We start from the raw sequence: 2,730 nt of genomic DNA on the forward strand, positions 1-2,730 counted from the left end.
GTATGCCTTCTTCCACTGCCTGTGGGGTTTGGTTGCGCTCGCAGTCTTCTGGAAGATGAGCGAGAAATGCATACATACCGCCTGTTTCAACTCCATCGACTAGCCAAGAGACAATTCCTTTGTAGCAAGCGGTTTCTAGCAAAATGCCCGTCTCTTCCCGAACCTCGCGAAGGACACTGTCCAGTGGAGTCTCTCCGTGCTCTAGCTTACCGCCTACGCCATTCCATAGCCCCATCAACGGTGATTTATTGCGATTCAGCATGAGTATTCCATTTCTATGTTTGAGAAAGCATATGGTATAGCGATACATGTTATCACTTTCCTTTTTGTTACAGTCAACTTCTTTAACGACCATTGTATCAAATGAGTGGATTCAGCAGTTATTTTTATTTGGTTTTCTTAAAGAAGTTTTGTAATATTTCGTTATAATACAAAGAAGAGTGGAAGGATGAAAAGGGGGCTCGTTCAAGATGGGAAACAATGAAAAGGTGGAAGGGCTGACAATAGAGGAGTGGAAAACGAAATATCCGCTTCTCCATAACATGATGGAGACGGATGAAGTTTTTTGGACGAACCCTTGCTATGACGAGATCGCAAAAACAACTCTCTCCGTTACGCCAGAGGAAGTCCAGGACGCAGAAGATCGCTTGCGGCGCTTTGGCTCGTTCATTCAACTGGCTTTTCCCGAGACGAGCGCTGCTGGTGGACTGATCGAGTCCCCACTCGTTCCGATAAAAGAGATGCAAAAGCACCTAGAATCTCGATTTGCATTGAATATACATGGGGATCTCTGGTTAAAATGCGACAGCCATTTGCCTATTGCAGGCTCGATCAAAGCACGTGGCGGCATCTACGAGGTGCTGGCACATGCAGAAGAATTGGCTCAAAAGCATCAGATGCTGCAACCAGACAATGATTATGCTATTTTGGCTTCGGAAGCGTTCCGAGAACTGTTTTCCCGTTATTCTATTGCGGTAGGTTCAACAGGGAACCTCGGTTTGAGCATCGGGATCATCAGCGCGAAGCTCGGTTTTCAAGTCACTGTTCACATGTCAGCGGACGCTAAAGCATGGAAAAAAGAATTGCTGCGGGCAAAAGGGGTCCAAGTAGTCGAATATGCATCGGATTATGGGAAAGCGGTGGAAGAGGGCAGAAAGCAGGCCGAGGCCGATCCGAATTGTTATTTCATCGATGATGAGAACTCCAAGCGTCTATTCCTCGGCTATGCAGTAGCAGCCGGACGATTGAAGAAGCAGTTAGAGGAGCAGCAGATTACAGTAGATAGCGAACACCCGCTGTTTGTCTACCTGCCGTGTGGGGTGGGGGGAGGCCCTGGCGGTGTGGCGTACGGCTTGAAGCTTATCTATGGAGACAATGTTCATTGCTTTTTTGCGGAACCTACTCATTCTCCCTGCATGCTGCTAGGGTTAATGACAGGACTGCATGACAACGTTTCTGTTCAAGACTTTGGAATAGATAACAAGACGGAGGCGGATGGTCTGGCTGTAGGGCGTCCTTCGCGATTCGTAGGGAAAACGATGGAAAATCTGCTCAGCGGTGTGTATACAGTCTCTGACGAGGAGCTATACGCCTTGTTGCGTGCCTTGCGTGATCACGAATCGATTCGATTGGAGCCGTCTGCGTTGGCTGGCATGCCAGGGCCTGCTCGATTGTTTCAGCAGGAGGCAGGGCGTCACTACTTGATGAAGCAAGGTCTAACGGAAAAAATGAAAAAGGCGACCCATATTGTATGGGCGACGGGTGGGAGTATGGTGCCAGAAAAAATCCAGGATGAGTATTATGCGAAAGGTCTGGAAACCAAAATCGAGTAAAGTACATAATGTCTGTTATGTAAACAAAGCCCGGATCATTCCTCCGGGCTTTTTCTCATTCATTTCAAAGTCTTCTGGGTCTTGAAAATAATAAACGTCGGTCTTCTTACCTCTGAAATCTGATGCGGCTGCATGAGAAGTCCTTCTGGCGTGCAGGTTGGCTCGATGATCTCTTGTAGGGTAAGCCCCGCTTGTATTAACGTATTGACAGCTGTGGACATGGAGCGGTGGTAAAAAAGGGCCTTTCTGCCGTTCATCATGTGCATTTCACGTTCTCCATCTTCCAGGTAGTTGTCCAAGGGCCAGAAATGCTTCTGTCCTTCTTCGTCGCGTACCCAGCCCTCGACCTTCTTGCGAGCGGTAATATGCGGATGGAGTGTGGAGTAAACGAAATGTCCCCCGTTGCGCAAGGCGCGGCTTACTTTGTTGATCACGTGCTCATAGTCCCGAACATAGTCCATAACGAGAGAGCTCGTAATGAGATCGTAGTCGTGATCGGCAAGCTCAATGTCCTCCAGAGAGCCATGCAGATATTGAATGTTCTCATGACTGTTATTCGTCCGGGCATACTCCAACATGTTGTGAGAGAGATCAACACCGATCACTTCACGTGCTCCTTGCTCCACACAGTACCTAGCAAACTGTCCGCCACCACATCCGAGGTCGAGTACACGCAATCCTTTTAGGGAGGGCAGACAACCACGAAAAGCAGGTTGTTCGATAATGTCATTCTCCGATTGACCGGACAGACGGAGCTTTTGATAGTCCTGATAAAAATCCAATTGATCATACAGATTTTCTTTCATCCCATATCACCCGTTTCCATTTTTTCTCGGATTCCCATTATGGCTAAAAGATGAACATGATGTCAATATTCGTTTAAAACGATTGAAAATGA

The 2,730-nt window shown here is 47.5% G+C and carries 3 protein-coding genes; 1 reads left to right on the forward strand and 2 read right to left on the reverse strand.

Annotation, left to right across the window (positions count from 1 at the left end):
* Nucleotides 1-262: NUDIX domain-containing protein (locus C7R94_RS29645; RefSeq protein WP_233220711.1), on the reverse strand; the 262-nt coding region annotated here is incomplete at its 3' end.
* A gap of 208 nt (nucleotides 263-470) precedes the next feature.
* On the opposite strand from C7R94_RS29645, the gene C7R94_RS29650 reads away from it, so the two are divergent.
* The gene (locus tag C7R94_RS29650; RefSeq protein ID WP_106786044.1) at nucleotides 471-1,832 is read left to right on the forward strand and encodes a D-serine ammonia-lyase; all 1,362 of its coding nucleotides are present in this window, start codon (nucleotides 471-473) and stop codon (nucleotides 1,830-1,832) included.
* 59 nt (nucleotides 1,833-1,891) lie between these two features.
* On the opposite strand, the gene C7R94_RS29655 is transcribed toward C7R94_RS29650, so the two are convergent.
* Nucleotides 1,892-2,638, reverse strand: a complete 747-nt coding sequence (locus C7R94_RS29655; protein WP_106786045.1) for a class I SAM-dependent methyltransferase — start codon at nucleotides 2,636-2,638, stop codon at nucleotides 1,892-1,894.
* Nucleotides 2,639-2,730 lie beyond the last annotated feature (92 nt).

Source organism: Brevibacillus sp. NRRL NRS-603 (assembly GCF_003013445.1).
Taxonomy (GTDB): Bacteria; Bacillota; Bacilli; order Brevibacillales; family Brevibacillaceae; genus Brevibacillus; species Brevibacillus formosus.

Bases quoted from the DNA above. Each gene is read 5' to 3' on its own strand.
- C7R94_RS29655 (WP_106786045.1), bottom strand. From the start codon at position 2,638: ATGAAAGAAAATCTGTATGATCAATTGGATTTTTATCAGGACTATCAA.
- C7R94_RS29650 (WP_106786044.1), top strand. From the start codon at position 471: ATGGGAAACAATGAAAAGGTGGAAGGGCTGACAATAGAGGAGTGGAAA.